Consider the following 15,806-nt stretch of genomic DNA (forward strand, 5'->3'; position numbering starts at 1 on the left):
CGAAGAGTTTATTAGGCTTTCCGCAACGAAAGCCGCATTTGCGTCGTTCCTTCATCACGAGAGGAAAGCCATCAAGGTATCCTGAAGGAACACCGATGACCAACCAGACCGAAATCAAGACGACGAAAGCAGCGCATTCCCAGCTCTGGACGCCCTGGGGCGAACAGCCGGTTCCACGCACCGGCGAACGCTTCGCGCTGCTGCGCAAGCTTGCCGAACGCATGAAGCAGCTTCCAGATTCAGCCACACCGTGCAAAGCGGAGCTCAAACCGCGCCTATCCTATCGCGCTATCCGCCATAGTAATTCATGACGGCGTGACGCGCTTCGGCGAAAAACAGCCAGCGTTCCACCAGCATGCCAAGCGCAAACCCAGCAACTGCAAGAGTGCACAGGGTCGCGGCCATCCAAGTGCCCGAGAGAGCCGCTATCGAAAGAAACAGGCAGGGTAAGACGCCGCCAGCGGCCGTCGCGAGGAGCGACAGTTTAGCCGCATGTTTCCGGGCGACCTTGTAACCCATTTCGCGGGTCAGATAGTTTTCATTGACATGCGGACGCTCGAACAGTCGAACTGTACCTATGGCGCCCAATCCCGTCGCTGAAGCCGGGGTTGAGATGGGTGACATGGTTCGCAATCGCTTCCACCACGCCCATTTGACGCCCCAGGCTGCTGCGAGGGCTACAGTCCCGGCCAATGCGATCCATTTGGACAGACCTTCACCCAGCGTTGCGAACGACGCAGCTAGAACGAGCCCGCCAGCCAGCGAAAACAATAGATAACATGCGGGCGTCAGAGGCGTGTTCCAGGCTTGGATTGCCCGCAGAGATGCATAGATCATCGCAGTGCAATAGACCGTGACCCCGCACATCGCAGCGCCGATCAGTCCAGTGATAGGCAGGCGCATGTCGTGGAACACACTTGCCCAGGCGGACGCCAGAAGCGGCATGAAGGTTGCGACAGCCATGACGCCTTCGCGCGACAGCCAGCTTGATCGCCACTGCGACAAGGCCCGCCAAGCGCGCTGCGGATTGCCAAGGTGCAGCGTCGACGCCAGAAGCCCACCGGCGATCAGCAGAATCGCTAAAACATGCGCGATTTTGGTGGATACAAGCGCGGGATCGAGCAATCCAAGCCCGAGCATTGCCGCAAGCCCGTAGCCGAGCCCGGACAGAGTCGTGAACAAAATGATGGATGATGCGGGATGCATTAAACGCAGAAAGCCTGTGGTACAACACTACTCATATCCGGTCCAAGACCCCGTCCAGCCACGCGAAAAACCCCTTGGCGCCGTCGCTGTTTTCAGCGAGCGGCATCGCTTTGTCGGCCAGCCGGTCGCGCGGGCGCGGCGGCAGATATTTGTTGACCGGACGCGTGCCCTGCTCCGGCATCAGATCGAACCCGCCGCGTTCGGCAACCAGAATCGAAACATTGGACCCAGGATCGGATAAATCGCCATAGTGCCGCGCATTGGCGGGACATGTGCGCACGCAGGACGGCACGCGGTCGACCTCCGCCAGCGTCTCGTTATAGATGCGGTCGACGCACAGAGTGCATTTCTTCATCACACCTGCGGCCAGATCCATCTCGCGCGCGCCATACGCGCATGACCACGCGCACAAGCCGCAACCGATGCACTTGTCCTCGTCCACCAGGACGATTCCATCTTCCTCGCGCTTGTAGGAAGCGCCGGTCGGACACACGGTGACGCAAGGCGCGTCGTCGCAATGCAGGCAGGATTTCGGGAAATGCACGATCCGCGCATCGCCCGCCTCACCGACGATCTCACCGCCTTCGGGTACGATTTCGAATGTATGAATACGGTTGAGGAACGTGCCGGTGACATCCGCGCCATAGGGATCCTGATCCGACAGCGCAGAACCATACCCCCCGGTGTTCCACTCCTTGCAGCTTATGACGCAGGCATGGCAGCCGACGCAGACATCGAGATCAATGACCAGCCCAAGTTTCTTCGGCGGAGGCGCGGAGGGCAGCAAAGTCATTTCGCCCACTCCTGCCCGTAGCGCAGTTCCGCCGGCACCGTTGGCGGCTGCCCCGGCCTCTCGGCATCGGCAAAATGCGGCTCGGAGACCGCGCCGGGCTCCGCCTTTTCGATGCGCACGCGCAGATCGTACCAGGCCGCCTGTCCGGTCACCGGATCGGAGTTGGACCAGCGCAGACCATCTCCACGCGGAGGAAGAAGTTCGTGGATCAAGTGATTCATCAGAAAGCCTTTTTGGGCCTCGGGCGCATCCCTGTCGAGCGCCCAGGCGCCACCGCGTTTGCCGATGGCGTTCCAAGTCCACATCGTGTTGGCGTTGAGCGCTTCCATGCGCGCGACCGGCACCTTGATGCGACCGTGATGGGAGATGACCCAGGCCCAGTCGCCATCGACAAGGCCTTGCGCATCGCAGATCTGGCCGGGCACGTAGAGCACGTTTTTGGTGTGTATCTGCCTCAGCCAGGCGTTCATCGAACCCCAGGAATGGTACATCGCCGCCGGACGCTGGGTGATGGCGTGATAGGGAAAGTCGCCTGCGCTCACTGCCGCCTCCTCGAAGGGCTGATACCAGTCCGGCAGCGGATCGAACGTGTCGAGGATGCGCTGCCGGTGGGCTTCCGGCGCAAGCGGCGCGCGGACGCCTTCCGCCGACAAGCGGAACTTTTGCAGCGTCTCCTGATAGAGCTGGAACGTCACCGGCTGGGGGGTGTCGAAGAATCCCATCTTCACGGCGAAATCCTGATAGGCGCGGTTGGCGTGCTTGTAGAACTGCGCCTCCAGCGGAATATGCGCCGAGAAGAACGAGCCGTTCTCGATGTAGCGCTTCAGCTGATCCTTGTTGATCGCTCCGCGTCCTGTCCGGTCGCCGTCGCTGCCGCGAAAACCGGCCAACGGCCCGATGCCCGGCCGTCGTTCGTGGCGAACGATATAGTCGGCATAGTCTTCGTACAGCGCCTTGCCACGATGGTCGACGAAGCCCGGCAGTTTGAGCCGCGCGCCCAGATCGAGCAGCACTGTCTGGAAGGCACGAACGTCACGGTCGGGCTTCACTACCGGCCAGCGGATCGCATCCTGAACGGCGTCCGGCTCAGAGATCGGTCGGTCGAGCAACGAAATGCAGTCGTGGCGCTCGAGATAGGTCGTGTCGGGCAGGACGAGATCGGCATAATTGACCATCTCCGACGCATAGGCATCGGAATAGATGATCTTCGGGATGCGGTACTCGCCGGTCGCCTCGTCCTTGTCCTCCAGCATCTTGATGACGCCGGCGGTGTTCATCGACGAGTTCCAGGCCATGTTCGCCATGTAGAGGAACAGCACGTCGATCGGATACGGATCGCCCGCATGGGCATTGGCGATCACCATATGCATCATGCCGTGGGCGGAAATCGGCGCATCCCACGAAAACGCCTTGTCGATGCGCAAAGGTTTGCCGTCCTCATCGACGAGCAAATCTTCCGGGCCGCGAGGGAAACCGAGATGCGGCCCCGACAGCGGCTTGTTGGAGCCGAAATGCTCCGCCTTGCCATGTGGGGACGGATGCGCGGCGACAGGCTTCGGATAAGGCGGTTCGAACCGGAAGCCGCCGGGGCAATCCACGGCGCCGATCAAAACCTGCAGCATGTGAAGGGCGCGCACGGTCTGGAAACCGTTGGAATGCGCCGAAAGCCCACGCATGGCGTGGAAAGACACCGGCCGCCCGACAAACCCGTCGTGCCTCTGCCCATTCATATCGGTCCACGGCTGGTCGACGACGATTGCCTCATCGAAAGCGACGCGCCCGATCTCGGCGGCAAGTCCACGGATCGTCTCGGCTGAGACACCCGTGCTTTCCGCCACGGCTTCCGGGGCATATTGCTTGTCGAGATACTTTTCCGCCAGAAGCGTGAATGATGGTACCGCATGACGTCCATCCGGCAGTTGCACTCGCCCGGAAAGACTCGGGCGTGCGCCTTGCCGACCAACAGGCACGACCTGTTCGGTCACCGTCTCGTAAATCAGTGCATTCCCGTCGCCATCGCGCGCAAACAGCCCATGGTCGGCCTCGCCCGGCGCATCGATCACCAGCCAGGGCGCGTTGGAATAACGCACGAGATAATCGACATCGATCCGCCGCGCCTTCAGCAGTTCGTGCACGACCGACAGGATCAGAAGACCGTCGGTGCCAGGCCGGATGCCGATCCAGTTGTCTGCCACCGCGGAGTAGCCGGTGCGGACGGGATTGACCGAAACGAAGCGCGCACCGCGCTTCTTGAGCTTGGCGATGCCCATCTTGATCGGATTGGAATCATGGTCCTCGGCCACCCCGAACATGACGAACAGCTTGGTCCGGTCCCAATCCGGCGCGCCGAACTCCCAAAACGCGCCCCCGATTGTCATGATGCCGGCCGCCGCCATGTTGACGGAGCAGAACCCGCCATGCGCGGCATAATTGGGTGTACCGAACTGCTGCGCCCAGAAGCCGGTCAAGGATTGTGATTGGTCACGCCCGGTGAAGAACGCTAGTTTCTTCGGGTCCGCCTGCCTGACCGGGTCGAGCCATTCGACGGCGAGCTTAAGCGCTTCGTCCCAGGAAATCTCCTTGAACTCCCCCGATCCACGCGGGCCGGTGCGCAACAGCGGCGCGCGCAGCCGTGCCGGCGAATAATGCTGCATGATGCCCGCCGAGCCCTTGGCGCAGAGCACCCCCCGATTCACCGGATGGTCGCGGTTCCCCTCGATGTAGCGAATCTTGCCGTCCTTCAGATGGACGTCTATGCCGCAGCGGCAGGCGCACATATAGCAGGTGGTCTTACGGACCTCGTCGCCGACGGGCTCGGAAAGGGCTACGCGGGACTCGAACCTCATAGGCAATGCTCCATGCGCAAAACCTATCGGCGCGCGAGCCGGAAGGAAATAGCAGCAGCGCCGGTTCATAAGACAAGACATGAAATATTGAATTGTCAGGCAATACGAGCATGCCCGAAATGCAAAACTTCCCCTTTTTGGGACGTGGTTCTACCCAATGTCACAAACGAGCGAATATGAGCGATTCGCGGAGAGCGGCTGAAACCCTTTCAGTTCACGATGATCCGGGTTTTATCGGCTCCCACATCCCGCACCAGCGTATAGAATTTCTGTGCATTGGCCGTATTCAGCCGAACACAGCCATGCGAGGCAGGCGTGCCGAGCCGCTTCACCGCGCTTGTACCGTGAATGGCGTAGCCGCCATGGTAGAACACTGAATAGGGCATCGGTGCATTGTCGTATTTCCGCGAATACCACATCTTGTGCATGCGGGTCGGCCGCCAGGCGCCACGCGGCGTGACATAGCCCTTTCGGGCGGTGGAAACCTTCCAACTGTAGATCAGCCGGCCTCCTTGCGTGACCGTCATGGTCTGGCTGCCGATATCGACGCGAGCGACCAGAACGTCGGCCAGGCTTACTGCCGGCTCAGAAAAAACCAGCGCCAGACCAGCGGCGGCGATGAGAAGCGACTTCCTCATGTCTACTACCCCTCCTTAGTACCTGCACAAGGATGTCCTTGAGGGATGAAATTTCGGTGAATAAATAAGGATCAGCAACGGGATCTATTCTAGCGACGACTTATAAGCGCGTACAACTTAACGTGATGTTGTCTTGCCGCAAGCTTACGCGCCATGTCTTGAGCCCGCCTGCGGCTTTTCAAATCGATTTTCCACCCAAGCTTGTGAGCGCGTGCAACAATGCGCATTTACTCATTGGGCAAATCGCGCTTCTATCCGCCGCCATTGACGAGCGGGAGATTACGGCATGAAGACTATCGGGAGACTGACGGCTGTAGGCTTGCTGGCCGTAGCCATAAGCGGTCCTGCCTGGGCCGCGCGGACCGATCTCGTGCTCGCCATGCCGCTTGAGCCGCCGCACCTCGACCCCACGGCGAGTGCTGCCGCTGCCATCGACGAAGTGTTTTACGCCAATGTCTTCGAGGGGCTGACCCGCATTGGCGAGCGCGGCGAGGTACTGCCCGGTCTCGCCGAAAGCTGGACGATTTCCGACGACGGCAAAATCTACACCTTCAAGCTCCATTCCGGCGTGAAATATCATGACGGCACCGATTTCGACGCGAGCGACGTCAAATTCTCCCTCGACCGCGCCCGCGGCGAAAAATCGGTCAATGCTCAGAAGGCCCTCTTCTCGGCAATCGACACCGTCGAAGTGGTCGATCCGCTGACGGTAAAGGTTATGCTCAAGCAGCCGCAGGGCTCTTTTCTCTACAACATGGCATGGGGTGATGCGGTGATCGTCGCGCCCGAATCGGCCGACACCAACAAGGAAAAGCCGATCGGCACCGGCCCGTTCAAGTTCCAGAACTGGGCCAAGGGATCGTCGATCACACTGGTGAAAGCCGACGGGTATTGGGGCTCCCCGATTTTCCTCAACAAGGCCGAAGTCCGCTTCATCCCCGATGCGGCAGCGGCGATCCCCGCTCTCTTGTCCGGCGACGTCCAGGCGCTGCCGAATTTTCCGCTGGGCGATGCCCTGCCCCAGGTTCAGGCTGATCCGCGCTTCAAGGTCGTCATCGGCTCGACCGAAGGCGAAACGGTGCTGGCCACCAACAACAAGCGTCCGCCCTTCGACAATCTCAAAGTGCGCCAGGCGATTGCCCATGCACTCGACCGCAAGGCCATTATCGACGGTGCGACCGGTGGGCTCGGCACACCGATCGGCTCGCACTTCGCGCCGCACAACCCCGCTTATGTCGATCTCACCGGCACCTACCCCTACGATCCGGCAAAGGCCAGGGAAGTTCTCAAGGAAGCCGGCCATCCCAATGGCTTCAAGGCGACGCTGAAACTGCCGCCTGTCGGCTATGCGCGTCTCGGCGGCGAGATTATAGCCTCGCAACTGCGCGAGGTCGGCATCGATCTGCAGATCATACCGGTCGAATGGCCGGTCTGGCTGAAGACCGTCTTCACAGACAAGGACTACGACCTCTCCATCGTCGCCCACACCGAGCCGAACGACATCGATATCTACGGCCGCAAGGACTATTACTTCCAGTACGACAACCCCGCCTTCGATAAGGTCATCGCCGATCTCAACCTGACCTCGGACGAAACCAAGCGCACAGAACTCTACAAGCAGGCGCAGAAGATCCTGGCCGAAGATGCGGTCAACGGCTTCCTCTTCGAATTGCCCAAGATCGGCATCTGGGATGCCAAGATCGAAGGCCTGTGGCAGAATTCGCCGATCCAGGCCAACGACCTCACCAAGGTGAAATGGGTGGAGTGAGCTTGGAAAGCTTCTGGTTTCAAGGGGAGCCCCGCCGACGCCTTGATCAGATTTTCGCGCAGTCGCTGACAGGAAAAGCCGTGCAGCATTCCCCCTCACCGCCTCGCTTCGCTCGGCATCTCTCCCCCATTTCATGGGGGCGAGGAACCCTGGCTGGTTCTAGGCCGCGACCTAAAAGGCAGCGTTTCCTCTCCCCCGCGCAGGGGGAGAGGTGGTTTGCGAAGCAAACCGGTGAGGGGGTGATTTCGATTACGGTCAACAGCTTTGCACGTCAGCCGTATCAAGCGCCCGCAGCATGATGACCTTTGTGTTCAAACGCGTCCTGTTTGGCCTGACTACGCTGGTCCTTGCCTCGGCTGTCGTCTTCGCCATGCTGCAGGTCGTGCCCGGCGACCCCGCGAGGCTCATGCTCGGCATGAATGCGACCGAGGACCAAGTGCAGGTGCTGCGCGAGCAGATGGGGCTGAACCAGCCACTGGTCCTGCAATATCTCGACTGGGCCGGTGGCCTGCTGCGTCTGGATTTCGGGCGCTCCTATACCTATTCCGTCGAGGTCTCGGAACTGGTCGGCGAGCGTCTTGCCGTTTCGCTGCCGCTGGCATTGATCTCGCTTGGCCTGTCCACGCTGGTCGCAATACCTCTCGGCATCTACGCTGCCTCCCGGCGTGGCAAAACAGCGGACGCGGTATCGATGGGGGCGGCCCAGATCGGCATGGCGATGCCCAATTTCTGGTTCGCGCTGCTGTTGATCTATGTCTTCGCGGTCTGGCTGCGGCTCGTACCCGCCGGCGGTTTCCCCGGCTGGAGCGCCGGCGTCTGGCCTGCCTTGAAGGCGCTGATCCTGCCGGCACTCGCATTGGCACTGCCGCAGGCCGCTATCCTGGCGCGGGTCACCCGCTCGGCCATGGTAGAGGTGCTGGGACAGGACTATATCCGCACCGCCCGCGCCAAGGGCATGACGGCACGCTCCGTGCTTTGGCGGCATGCCTTGCGCAACGCGCTGATCCCGGTGCTGACCATTCTCGGCATGCAGTTTGCCTTCCTGCTCGCCGGCACCATCATCGTCGAAAACGTCTTCTATCTGCCGGGACTCGGCCGCCTCGTCTTCCAGGCCATCAGCCAACGCGACCTCGTCGTGGTGCAGAGCGTGGTGATGCTGCTGGTCGCCGCCGTCATCCTCGTCAATCTGCTGGTCGATCTTTCCTACGCATTGGTCGATCCGCGGCTGCGGGGGAACCGATGAGCTTCGCAAGCCCGCCCACTACCCTCGCAAGGCCGACCGGACTGCGGCTTCTGGCCAGCCGGACATTTGTCGCTGGTGCCGTACTGACAGGCCTCGTCCTTCTCACGGCAGTGATGTCGCTGGTCTGGACGCCCTATGACATCACGAGATTGGTCGTGGCGGACCGTATGCAGCCGCCCTCTTTTGCCCATTGGCTCGGCACCGACCATCTCGGCCGCGATATACTGTCGATGATCATGCTCGGCGCGCGCACCTCCATCGCGGTTGCCCTTGTGGCGGTCGGCATCGGCGTCGGCATCGGCGTGCCTTTGGGCGCTTATGCGGCAGCGCGCGGCGGGTTCGTGGACGAGGCGTTGATGCGCTTCAACGATCTCGTCTTCGCCTTCCCCTCGCTGGTATCGGCGATCATGATCACCGCGATCTTCGGTCCTGGTGCCGTCAACGCCATCATCGCCATCGGCATCTTCAACATCCCGGTGTTCGCGCGCGTCGCCCGCGCCGGCGCACTGTCGATCTGGCCGCGCGAGTTCATTCTCGCTGCCCGTGCCGCGGGCAAAAGCGATATCCGCATCACGGCGGAGCACATCCTGCCCAACATCGCCGGCCTGCTTCTGGTACAGGCATCGATTCAGTTCGCGCTCGGCATCCTGGCCGAAGCCGGCCTGTCCTATGTCGGGCTTGGCGCACAGCCGCCCATGCCAAGCTGGGGCCGCATGTTGTATGACGCACAAACGGTGATGCTTGTGGCACCCTGGCTGGCGGTCTTTCCCGGCACCGCGATCATGGCCACCGTACTCGGGCTCAACATGATGGGAGATGGCATCGCAGATGCGCTTGACCCCAGGGCCAGGGGGCGTCGTTGAGCCTTCTGGACATCGAAAACCTTTCTCTCGACATCGGCGGCACGCCCATCCTGCGCGACATCGACATCACGGTCGAGGCCGGCGAGATCGTTGGCCTTGTCGGCGAATCCGGCTCGGGCAAATCGATGACAGCCCTCAGCGTCATGCGGCTCCTGCCCGATACCGCGCGGCTTGGCGGAAGGATCACCTTCGACGGCATCGACATTCTCAGCGCACCGGAATCGGCAATGTGTGCCCTGCGCGGCGACGATATCGGCATGGTCTTCCAGGAGCCGATGACTGCGCTCAACCCGGTCAAAACCATTGGCGAGCAGGTCGCGGAGGGCATTCGCCTGCACCGCAGGGTCAGCCGCGCCGAAGCGGAAGCGCAAACCAGCACAATTCTTGACCGGGTCGGCCTGCCCACCCAAAAATTTCCGCTGAGCCGCTATCCGCACCAACTCTCAGGCGGACAGCGCCAACGCGTGGCCATCGCCATCGCCTGCGCGCTCAAGCCGAAACTCCTGATCGCCGACGAACCAACGACCGCCCTCGACGTGGTTCTACAGGCACAAATCCTCGACCTTTTGCGCGAACTGGTTTCCGAGAACCGCATGGGCCTTCTGCTCATTTCGCACGATCTCGCTGTTGTCACCGCCATGGCTGACCGCATCGCGATCCTGCGCCATGGCGCGGTGGCCGACGCCGGACAGACCGAGCGCGTGCTGTCTCAGCAGACGCATCCCTATACGCGGCAGTTGGTGACGGCAGCCACACATGTGCCCGCCCGCATGCCGCACCGGCCCGCAGAACAAGCCGCGCCGCTGCTCGAGGTCACTGAGGTCAGCCGGCTCTATCCCGGCCCGCGACAAGGCTGGTTCGGGCGCAGCGAGCCCACGCGCGCGGTCGATCGCGTATCTCTAATCCTTCATCCAGGCCAATCCATAGCCCTTGTCGGCAGGTCCGGTTGTGGCAAGTCCACGCTTGCCCGGATGATCCTGGCGCTCGACGCGCCGACCTCAGGCTCGATACGCTTTGACGGCATGGAACTGGCGGGGAAATCACAGGCCGAATTGCGACCGGCACGGCGCCAGATGCAAGTGGTGTTCCAGGATCCCTACGGCTCATTCGATCCGCGCCAGACTGCGGAAAAACTCGTCGCCGAGCCGCTCTATCTGCTCGACGCACCGCTGTCGCGCGCCGAGACCCGCGACACGGTGGCGGAAGCGCTGCATCAGGTCGGACTGACGCCCCAGGACATGGAAAAATATCCGCATGAATTCTCCGGCGGGCAGCGCCAGCGGCTGTCCATCGCCCGCGCCATCATCACACACCCGAAACTCATCGTCGCCGACGAGCCCGTATCGGCGCTCGACGTTTCGATCCGCGCGCAGATTCTCGACCTCTTCGCCGACCTCAATCGCAGGCTTGGCATCGCCTATCTGTTCATCACGCATGATCTGACGGTGGCACGCGCGGTCAGCGACGACGTTCTCGTCATGCATGACGGCAGGATCGTCGAATGCGGGAAGACCTTGGACGTGCTCGCAGCACCGCAGTCCGAGGCAGCACAGGCGCTCGTTTCCGCCGCACCAGACTTGCATCGCGCGCTGGAGCGCCGTTTGCGCGAACAAGGATAGCGCAACGGAAAAGAGAAGGGCGCCCGCGGCGCCCTTCTCGACGAGGTCTTTGCAGGAGCTTACTGCGGCAGTTTGTCGTCCACGCCCATGACATAGAAGTTCAGGCCGGACAGAACCTGATCGGTAGCGTTCTCACCCTGCTTCAGCCATTCGCTTCCGTCCTGCTTCTTGACGGGACCGGTAAACGGCTTGAGTTCGCCCGACTTGATCTTGGCTTCGGTCTCCTCGGCCATCTTCTTCACGTCGTCAGGCATGTTGGTGTAGGGCGCCATGGTCAGAATGCCCTCCATGAGGCCATCCCAGATCGAGCCGGTTTTCCACGAACCGTCCTGAACTTCCTTGATGCGTTTGACGTAGTAGTTGCCCCAGGTGTCGATGATGGCGGTCAACTGAGTCTCTGGTCCGGCTTTGATCATGTCGGAAGCCTGGCCGAACGCCTTGATGCCGCGCTCCGAAGCAACCTGCATCGGTCCCGTGGAGTCGGTGTGCTGGGTGATGATGTCGACACCCTGGTCGATCAGCACCTTGGCCGCATCGGCTTCCTTGCCGGCGTCGAACCAGGTGTTGGCCCAGACGACCTTGAGCTTGAAGTCCGGGTTCACGCTCTGCGCACCCAGGATGAACGAGTTAATCCCCATCACCACTTCGGGGATCGGGAAGGATGCGATGTAGCCGGCGACGCCTGCCTTCGACATCTTGGCAGCGATCTGGCCCTGGATATAGCGGCCTTCGTAGAACCGGGCATTATAGGCGGCGAGGTTGTCGGCCGTCTTGTAGCCGGTGGCGTGCTCGAACTTCACGTCGGGGAATTTCTGGGCAACGGCGACGGTCGCATCCATGAAGCCGAACGAGGTCGTGAAGACGACATCGCAACCCGACCGGGCAAAGCGCTCGATCGCGCGCTCGGCGTCAGGCCCTTCCGGCACGTTTTCGACGAAGGCGGTCTCGACCGTATCGCCGAGCTCCTTTTCGACCTGCTGGCGGCCGAGGTCATGCGCCTGGGTCCAGCCGCCATCGGTCTTGGAGCCGACATAGACGAAACAGGCCTTCACCTTGTCCTGCGCCATAGCCGGAAGCGCGGTGGTGGCGGCAAGCGCCATCGCCAGTCCCATTACGATTTTCTTCATGATCGATGCAGTCCTCTCTGGGTTACACATATTTCGGAACGGCTTTCTTCAACCGCTTGTTTGTGTTTCGCTTTACCTGTCCGGAACAAAAGCCCGCCCAAGCGAGGCCGGCGTGTTGATCATGGTCAGTCGTCGGTTGCGCGAGATTAGAACGAGAACCACGATCGTCGCCAAATAGGGTAGCGAAGAAAGCAGTTGAGACGGAATGCCGAGGCCCAGCGCCTGCGCGTGCAACTGCCCGATGGTTACTGCGCCGAACAGATAGGCGCCGGCAAGAACGCGAAGCGGTCGCCAGGACGCGAAAACCACCAGCGCCAGCGCTATCCAGCCACGGCCCGCCGTCATGTTCTCCACCCATTGCGGGGTGTAGACGAGCGATAGCTGCGCACCCGCCAGACCCGCGCAGGCGCCGCCGAAAAGAACCGCCCCATAACGATAGCCGATGACCGGAATGCCCAGCGCATGGGCGGACGCATGGTTGTCGCCGACCGAGCGCAGCGTCAGCCCGGTGCGTGTCTTGAACAGGAACCAGGTGACCGCGAACACAAGCAGGATGGACAGGTAGAAGATCGGATCCTGGCCGAACAGTAACCTCCCCACCAGCGGCAGTTCCGTCAAGCCGGGAATGAACAGGTTCGGCAACCGAACGCCGGGCGATCCGACGAAGCTCTCGCCGATCATGCTGGAGAGGCCGAGTCCGAGCAGGGTCAGCGATAGCCCAGTTGCTACCTGATTGGTTGCGATGTTGAGCGTCAGGAAGGCAAAAGGCAGCGAAAACAGCGCACCCGCCAGGATGCCGCACAGAACACCAAGCCACGGGGACCCGGTTAGGGCCGCAGCCACAAACCCGCAGACCGCCCCCATGACCATCATGCCCTCAACGCCCAGATTAAGTACGCCGGAGCGCTCGACGACGAGCTCGCCGATGGCGGCGATCAACAGCGGCGTGGCTGCCGTTGCGATGGTGAGAAGGATGCTTTCGGCCATGCCCATGGTTCAGGCTCCTTCGCTTGCCGGTTCGGCGGCCTTGGCCACGGCAGCAGCATCCGACTTGAGCGCGGATCGCACCAGCCGGATGCGATAGTGGATGAGCGTGTCGCAACCCAGCACGAAGAACAGCAGCATTCCTTGGAAGACGCGCGCCACCTTGTCGGAAACGCCGATTGAAATCTGCGCCGCCTCGCCGCCGAGATAGGTCAGCGCCAACACGAAACCGGCGGCTATGATCCCGAGCGGGTTGAGCCGTCCAAGGAAGGCGACGATGATCGCCGCGAAGCCGTAACCGGGCGAGATCGTCGGCCTGAGCTGGCCTATGGCGCCGGAAACCTCTGAAATACCGGCAAGGCCAGCCAGCGCGCCCGACAGCATGAAGGCGAAGAACACCATTTTCGTAGTGCCGAAACCAGCGAACCGCCCTGCCCTTGGGCTTGCGCCGAGGACCCGGACTTCGAAGCCCTTCAGCGTCCGGCTGACCAACAGCCACACCAGAATGGCGGCGACAATGGCAAAGACGATGCCGAGATTGGCGCGTCCATCGGCAGGAAACAGCTCGGGAAGGACGGCATCCGGATGAAAACGGCGGGTTTCGGGAAAATTATTGCCTTCCGGATTGCGCCAGGGGCCGCGCACCAGCCAGTCGAGGAAGAACTGTGCGACATAGACCAGCATCAGGCTGGTGAGGATTTCATTGGTGTTGAAACGGGTCTTCAGAATGGCCGGGATCGCCGCATAGGCAGCGCCGCCGATGAGGCCCATCAACAGCATCAGCGGCAGTACGAGCGGCCCTTGAAACGTGGGAAACAACACCGGCAGCATCGAGCCCAGAATGCCGCCCATGATGAACTGGCCCTCGGCGCCGATGTTCCAGTTGTTGGATAGGTAGCAGACCGACAGCCCAACCGCGATGATGATCAGCGGAGCGGCCTTGATCGCCAGTTCATGGAGCGACCAGAGTTCGCGCAGCGGATCGACGAAATAATAATAAAGCGCCTCGAACGGATTTTCTCCGAGCATCGCAAACACGATGGCTCCCGCCACCAACGTCAAGCCGAGCGCGATCAAAGGCGATATGGCGGCAAAGAGTGTCGACTGCTGCGGCCGCTTGACCAGTTCAAGACGCATCAGGCCGTCTCCGCCGAAACATGGACATGGCCCGGCTCGGCGCCGCCCATCAACAAGCCGATTTTCTCAAGCGTAGCCTCCGCGATGGGAATTGGTTTCGACAACTCGCCATTGTGCATGACGGCGATGGCGTCCGACATTTCGAACAATTCGTCCAGGTCCTGGCTGATGACGAGAACGGCCGAGCCGCCGCGCGCAAGCTCGATCAGCGCCTGACGAATGCGGGCGGCCGCGCCGGCATCGACACCCCATGTCGGCTGGTTGACCACCATCAGTGCCGGCTGACGGTCGAGTTCGCGACCGATAATGAATTTCTGCAGGTTGCCGCCCGACAAAGCGGCAGCTTCAGGATCCGGCGCGCTTTTGCGCACGTCCATCGCCTTGATGATACGCTGGGCCGCGCTCTGGATAGCACCCGACTTCACGAAACCACCTGTGCCGATAAAAGCCTTCCGATCAGTCCTGTGACGGGAAAGGAGCAGATTCTCCGAAAGTTTCATGCGCGGCGCGGCACCATGGCCGAGACGCTCTTCCGGCACGAAAGCCGCCCCCAGCAGACGGCGTGCAGAAATGCCGAGCCGTCCGGCCTGTTGGCCGCGAATACGGATCGCATCGCCCGCCTCCTGCCGCGCTTCGCCAGAAACCGCCTCGAAGAACTCGCCCTGCCCGTTGCCAGCGACCCCGGCGATGCCCAGCACCTCGCCGGCGCGCACGCTCAACCAGATGTTCTTAAGCGGCATCGAAAACGGCCCGGCAGGCTTGCGGCTCAAACCGCAGATGCCGAGGATTTCCTCGCCGCTTGCAGCCGACGGCGGACGCTCGGCGTTCTTGACCTCGCTGCCCACCATCATCCGCGCCAACGACGAGGGCGTCTCCTGGCGCGGATCGCAATGCCCGACCACCTTGCCGTGACGCATGATGGTGGCGCGATCGCAAAGCCGGCGCACTTCGTCAAGCCGGTGCGAAATGTAGAGGATCGACTTACCCTCGGCGCGCAGGCGCTCGAGCGTCTCAAACAGCTTGTCGGCCTCCTGCGGAGTCAGCACCGAGGTCGGCTCGTCGAGGATAATCAGATCGGGCGTTTGCAGAAGACAGCGGATGATTTCGATGCGCTGGCGCTCCCCCACCGAAAGGTCGCCGACCAACGCTTCCGGATCGAGCGGCAGGCCGTAGCTGTAAGACAGCGCCCGCGCCTTGGCCGAGATCGTGCTGAGCGGCGTATCCGCCTGCAGCGACAACGCGATATTCTCGGCAGCGGTTAATGCCTCGAACAAGGAAAAATGCTGGAACACCATACCGATGCCGAGCTTCTTTGCCATACTCGGCGAAGCGATTGTGACAGGCTCTCCGTTCCAGGAGATCACACCGTCATTCGGCTCGAGAGACCCGAACAGCATCTTGACCAGCGTCGACTTGCCGGCACCGTTTTCCCCTAGAAGAGCATGGATTTCGCCTTTGGCAATGGTGAGGTCGACCCCATCGCAGGCTTTCAACGTGCCGAAAATCTTGGTCAGTCCGCGAACCTCAAGGAGGTTCGGGCCTGCCGTCTCAGCGCTGCTCTGCACGAAGACCACCCATTGTC

At 61.6% G+C, this 15,806-nt stretch carries 13 protein-coding genes; 5 read left to right on the forward strand and 8 right to left on the reverse strand.

What is annotated here, in order from left to right; genetic code table 11:
- The first annotated feature begins 95 nt into the window (after positions 1-95).
- Complete coding sequence (locus ICI42_RS17285; protein ID WP_188165832.1) at positions 96-311, forward strand: hypothetical protein; 216 nt, start codon at positions 96-98, stop codon at positions 309-311.
- On the opposite strand, the gene ICI42_RS17290 is transcribed toward ICI42_RS17285, so the two are convergent.
- From ICI42_RS17290 to ICI42_RS17305, 4 genes are all read right to left on the reverse strand, one after another.
- A complete protein-coding gene (locus tag ICI42_RS17290; protein ID WP_188165833.1) occupies positions 289-1,206 on the reverse strand; it encodes a dimethyl sulfoxide reductase anchor subunit family protein in 918 nt (305 codons plus the stop codon). The two genes, ICI42_RS17285 and ICI42_RS17290, sit on opposite strands and share 23 nt — an antisense overlap.
- A 31-nt stretch (positions 1,207-1,237) precedes the next feature.
- Positions 1,238-1,999 (reverse strand): 4Fe-4S dicluster domain-containing protein, encoded by a 762-nt coding sequence (locus tag ICI42_RS17295; RefSeq protein ID WP_188165834.1) that lies wholly within the window; start codon positions 1,997-1,999, stop codon positions 1,238-1,240.
- Positions 1,996-4,845: a molybdopterin oxidoreductase family protein gene (locus ICI42_RS17300; RefSeq protein ID WP_188165835.1), complete on the reverse strand. Its 2,850-nt coding sequence runs from the start codon at positions 4,843-4,845 to the stop codon at positions 1,996-1,998. The genes ICI42_RS17295 and ICI42_RS17300 overlap by 4 nt, the downstream gene beginning before the upstream one ends.
- A 209-nt stretch (positions 4,846-5,054) precedes the next feature.
- Positions 5,055-5,483: a L,D-transpeptidase gene (locus tag ICI42_RS17305; protein WP_188165836.1), complete on the reverse strand. Its 429-nt coding sequence runs from the start codon at positions 5,481-5,483 to the stop codon at positions 5,055-5,057.
- Between the two features lie 286 nt (positions 5,484-5,769).
- Here ICI42_RS17305 and ICI42_RS17310 point away from each other — a divergent pair, with 286 nt between their 5' ends.
- The 4 genes from ICI42_RS17310 to ICI42_RS17325 all read left to right on the forward strand — a co-directional run bounded on the left by ICI42_RS17310 (position 5,770) and on the right by ICI42_RS17325 (position 10,976).
- Positions 5,770-7,251, forward strand: a complete 1,482-nt coding sequence (locus ICI42_RS17310) for an ABC transporter substrate-binding protein (RefSeq protein WP_188165837.1) — start codon at positions 5,770-5,772, stop codon at positions 7,249-7,251.
- A gap of 295 nt (positions 7,252-7,546) precedes the next feature.
- Positions 7,547-8,494 carry an ABC transporter permease gene (locus tag ICI42_RS17315; protein WP_188165838.1) on the forward strand — a complete coding sequence of 316 codons (948 nt, stop codon included), beginning with the start codon at positions 7,547-7,549 and terminating at the stop codon, positions 8,492-8,494.
- Positions 8,491-9,357 carry an ABC transporter permease gene (locus ICI42_RS17320; protein ID WP_188165839.1) on the forward strand — a complete coding sequence of 289 codons (867 nt, stop codon included), beginning with the start codon at positions 8,491-8,493 and terminating at the stop codon, positions 9,355-9,357. Before ICI42_RS17315 ends, ICI42_RS17320 begins: the two co-directional genes overlap by 4 nt.
- Positions 9,354-10,976, forward strand: a complete 1,623-nt coding sequence (locus ICI42_RS17325) for an ABC transporter ATP-binding protein (protein WP_188165840.1) — start codon at positions 9,354-9,356, stop codon at positions 10,974-10,976. Before ICI42_RS17320 ends, ICI42_RS17325 begins: the two co-directional genes overlap by 4 nt.
- A gap of 59 nt (positions 10,977-11,035) precedes the next feature.
- Here the strand turns inward: ICI42_RS17325 and ICI42_RS17330 are convergent, their stop codons facing one another.
- From ICI42_RS17330 to ICI42_RS17345, 4 genes are all read right to left on the reverse strand, one after another.
- Complete coding sequence (locus ICI42_RS17330) at positions 11,036-12,103, reverse strand: BMP family ABC transporter substrate-binding protein (protein WP_188165841.1); 1,068 nt, start codon at positions 12,101-12,103, stop codon at positions 11,036-11,038.
- Between the two features lie 72 nt (positions 12,104-12,175).
- Positions 12,176-13,090, reverse strand: a complete 915-nt coding sequence (locus ICI42_RS17335; protein WP_407945178.1) for an ABC transporter permease — start codon at positions 13,088-13,090, stop codon at positions 12,176-12,178.
- Positions 13,091-13,099: 9 nt separating this feature from the next.
- Positions 13,100-14,224, reverse strand: a complete 1,125-nt coding sequence (locus tag ICI42_RS17340) for an ABC transporter permease (protein WP_188165843.1) — start codon at positions 14,222-14,224, stop codon at positions 13,100-13,102.
- Positions 14,224-15,789: an ABC transporter ATP-binding protein gene (locus ICI42_RS17345; protein WP_188165844.1), complete on the reverse strand. Its 1,566-nt coding sequence runs from the start codon at positions 15,787-15,789 to the stop codon at positions 14,224-14,226. Before ICI42_RS17345 ends, ICI42_RS17340 begins: the two co-directional genes overlap by 1 nt.
- Positions 15,790-15,806: the final 17 nt, after the last annotated feature.

The sequence above is a fragment of the Oryzicola mucosus genome, assembly GCF_014534685.1.
In the GTDB taxonomy this organism is placed as follows: domain Bacteria; phylum Pseudomonadota; class Alphaproteobacteria; order Rhizobiales; family Rhizobiaceae; genus Oryzicola; species Oryzicola mucosus.

Bases quoted from the DNA above. Each gene is read 5' to 3' on its own strand.
- ICI42_RS17300 (WP_188165835.1), bottom strand. From the start codon at position 4,845: ATGAGGTTCGAGTCCCGCGTAGCCCTTTCCGAGCCCGTCGGCGACGAG.
- ICI42_RS17305 (WP_188165836.1), bottom strand. From the start codon at position 5,483: ATGAGGAAGTCGCTTCTCATCGCCGCCGCTGGTCTGGCGCTGGTTTTT.
- ICI42_RS17335 (WP_407945178.1), bottom strand. From the start codon at position 13,090: ATGGCCGAAAGCATCCTTCTCACCATCGCAACGGCAGCCACGCCGCTG.
- ICI42_RS17340 (WP_188165843.1), bottom strand. From the start codon at position 14,224: ATGCGTCTTGAACTGGTCAAGCGGCCGCAGCAGTCGACACTCTTTGCC.
- ICI42_RS17290 (WP_188165833.1), bottom strand. From the start codon at position 1,206: ATGCATCCCGCATCATCCATCATTTTGTTCACGACTCTGTCCGGGCTC.
- ICI42_RS17315 (WP_188165838.1), top strand. From the start codon at position 7,547: ATGATGACCTTTGTGTTCAAACGCGTCCTGTTTGGCCTGACTACGCTG.
- ICI42_RS17295 (WP_188165834.1), bottom strand. From the start codon at position 1,999: ATGACTTTGCTGCCCTCCGCGCCTCCGCCGAAGAAACTTGGGCTGGTC.
- ICI42_RS17285 (WP_188165832.1), top strand. From the start codon at position 96: ATGACCAACCAGACCGAAATCAAGACGACGAAAGCAGCGCATTCCCAG.
- ICI42_RS17330 (WP_188165841.1), bottom strand. From the start codon at position 12,103: ATGAAGAAAATCGTAATGGGACTGGCGATGGCGCTTGCCGCCACCACC.
- ICI42_RS17310 (WP_188165837.1), top strand. From the start codon at position 5,770: ATGAAGACTATCGGGAGACTGACGGCTGTAGGCTTGCTGGCCGTAGCC.
- ICI42_RS17320 (WP_188165839.1), top strand. From the start codon at position 8,491: ATGAGCTTCGCAAGCCCGCCCACTACCCTCGCAAGGCCGACCGGACTG.